We start from the raw sequence: 2,740 nt of genomic DNA on the forward strand, positions 1-2,740 counted from the left end.
GCCGCCGACCTGCGCGCCCTGGGTGGCGGGGTCCGCGGTCGTGGCGACCCGCGCCTCCTCGGCGGTGCGGTGTCCGGTGCCGCCCTCGCCGCTGTCGGCGGGCGGGGTCCGGTCGCGTGCGGGGCTCAAGAGTTGGCCTTCCGTCGGGTGCGCAGCCTCGGGTCGAGGGCGAGCGCGATGAGGTCGGCGGCGAGGTTGCACACCACGTAGACGAGGGCGCTGACGACCGCGATCGCCTGGATCGTCGGCAGGTCGCGGTTGAAGACGGACTCGAGCATGAGCTTGCCCATGCCCGGGTAGTTGAAGACGTTCTCGACGACCACGACGCCGCCGAGCAGCCAGGCGACGTTCAGCGCGACGACGTTGAGCGTCGGCAGCAGGGCGCTCGGGACGGCGTGACGCCAGACCACCTGACGCGTCGACAGGCCCTTGAGCTCGGCCGTCGTGACGAACTCGCTCGCCATCACGTCGATCGTCGACGAGCGGGCGGTCCGCACGATGTAGGCGGCCATGGCGAGGGTCAGCACGATGACGGGCAGCCAGATGCTGGGCAGCAGTTCGGCGACCGTCGCGTCCTGGCCGCGCAGCACGACCGCCGGGAAGATCGGCAGCGCGATGGCGAACAGCAGCACGAGCACCGTGGCGACCATGAACTCGGGGACGCTCATGACGACCAGGCTGATCAGCGAGATCGCGTGGTCGCTCGGACGGCCGCGGCGCACCCCGGCGATGACGCCGAGGGTCAGCGACAGGGTGACGCCGACGATCATGGCGGGCAGAGCGATCAGCATGCTGTTGCGGAAGGCGATCAGCAGGTCGGGACCGACCGGCAGGCCGCTGACCAGCGAGACGCCGAAGTCGCCGTGCGCCGCACCGAGCAACCACTGGCCGTAGCGGACCCAGACGTTCTGGTCGAGGCCGAGCGTCTCGCGCAGGGCGGCGACGGCGTCGGGGGTGGCGTCCTGGCCGAGCAGTTGCTGCGCGACGTCGCCGGGGAGGGCCTGCACGGCGAAGAACACGAAGAACGAGGCGAGCAGCACGGTGAGGAGGGCCGTGCCGACGCGGCGGGCGACGACGATCAGGGTCGCGGCGAGCGGGGACGTGGGGTGCGGGCCGCCGGTGTGCGGGCTCCTGGCGGTCTTGCCGTCGGCGGTCGTGCCGCTGGTGTTCGGGCGGCTGGCGGTCGGTGTGGGGCTCATGCGCGGAGTCCGATCTGCAGGTAGTCGAACTCGAAGCCGAACTCGCGGTAGTTCAGGACGTTCCGGGACAGGCCGACGAGGCGGTCGCCGAACATGGGGGTCATGTCGGCGGAGTCCTCGACGACGATGCGCTGGGCATCCTGGTAGAGCGTCATGCGGCGCGTGTCGTCCATCTCGGCGCGGGCGTCGTCGAGCAGCCCGTCGAAGGTCGGGTTCGACCAGGCGCTCTCGTTGTACGACGAGCCGGTGCGGAAGATCTGGTTGAGCAGCTGGTCGATCGGGCGGCCGGTGAACCAGTAGCTGACCATGAGCGGCTTCTGCATCCAGATCTGCGTGTAGTACGAGTCCGACGAGGCGTTGCGGACGGTCAGGTCGATGCCCGCGTCGCGGACGGCGTCGCGGTAGGCGACCGCCATCGGGGTGAAGACCGACTCGTAGCTGGAGGTGTAGATCTCGGTCTTCAGCCCCTCGCGGCCGGCCTGCTTGAGCAGGGCACGGGCCTGGTCGGGGTCGTAGGCGCGTTGGTCGTCGAGCCAGACGGCCTGCGAGGGAGGGACGGGGTTGTCCCAGCCGGGCGAACCGGTGCCCTGCAGGGCGGTGGCGACGATCGCCTGCGGGTCGTAGGCGAGCTTCATGGCCTGGCGGACGAGCGGGTCCTTGAACTCGGCGCTCGTGGCGAGCATCGGGATCGTGTACCACTGGGCGTCGGGGGCGCGGGCGACGGTGGCGCCGGCCGAGGCGCTGACGACCTGGGCGGTGGCGAAGTCGAGGTTGGTCTGGCTGATCAGGTCGATCTGGCCGGCGAGCAGGGCGTTGACGCGGGCGGTGGTGTCCTGGATCGAGAAGAAGTCGATGCCGTCGAGCACCGGACGTCCGGCGAAGTGGTCCTCGAAGGCCTCGACGCTGCCGGTGCCCGCGGGCTCGAAGCTCGACAGGCGGAACGGTCCGGTGCCGATGCCCGTGCGTCCGATGCCGCCGCCCTGGCTCGGGTCGGCGCTGCCCTCGGGGACGATGTAGCACTGGTACGCGGTGAGCAGCGAGGGGAACTCGGCGTTCGGCGTCAACAGGTCGAAGCGCAGGGTGAGCGGGTCGACGGCGGTCATGCCGCCGGGGCCGATCATGGCGGCGAGCACCTCGCCCTGGGGTGAGGCGGTGTCGGGGTCGAGGATGTGCTCGATCGAGTAGATCGCGTCGGCGGCGGTGAAGCGGCGGCCGTCGTGGAAGCGGACGCCCTCGCGCAGGCGGAAGGTCCAGCTCGTGCCGTCGGCGTTGGCGGACCAGTCGTCGGCGAGGTCGGGCACGGTGACGCCGGCGTCGTCGAGCTTGACGAGCCGGTTGTACAGGGCACCGAGGTACTCGTAGGCCGAGAGCGAGCTGGCGGAGTCGAGGGTCTCGGCGGCGGAGGCGGCCGGGCGCGCGATGCGCAGACGTCCGCCGCGGGCGGGGGTGCCGGTGGCGGCGGCCTCGGGGATGGTCGGGGTGCTGCGGGCGGGCGTGCAGCCGGCGAGCGTCAGCAGGCCGAGGCCGGCGAGTCCAGCGGC

At 71.5% G+C, this 2,740-nt stretch carries 2 protein-coding genes; both read right to left on the reverse strand.

All coding sequences use genetic code 11. The annotated features are described in order from the left end of the window. Positions 1-125: 125 nt before the first annotated feature. A complete protein-coding gene (locus IFT36_RS15735) occupies positions 126-1,199 on the reverse strand; it encodes an ABC transporter permease (RefSeq protein ID WP_200413628.1) in 1,074 nt (357 codons plus the stop codon). Beyond that, a partial coding sequence (locus IFT36_RS15740) for an ABC transporter substrate-binding protein (protein WP_200413629.1) occupies positions 1,196-2,740 on the reverse strand: 1,545 nt, incomplete at its 5' end. The genes IFT36_RS15740 and IFT36_RS15735, both read right to left, overlap by 4 nt.

The organism is Frigoribacterium sp. CFBP 13605, from assembly GCF_014839405.1.
GTDB lineage: Bacteria > Actinomycetota > Actinomycetes > Actinomycetales > Microbacteriaceae > Frigoribacterium.

Coding starts and splice junctions, on each gene's coding strand:
- IFT36_RS15735 (WP_200413628.1), bottom strand. CDS start 1,199: ATGAGCCCCACACCGACCGCCAGCCGCCCGAACACCAGCGGCACGACC.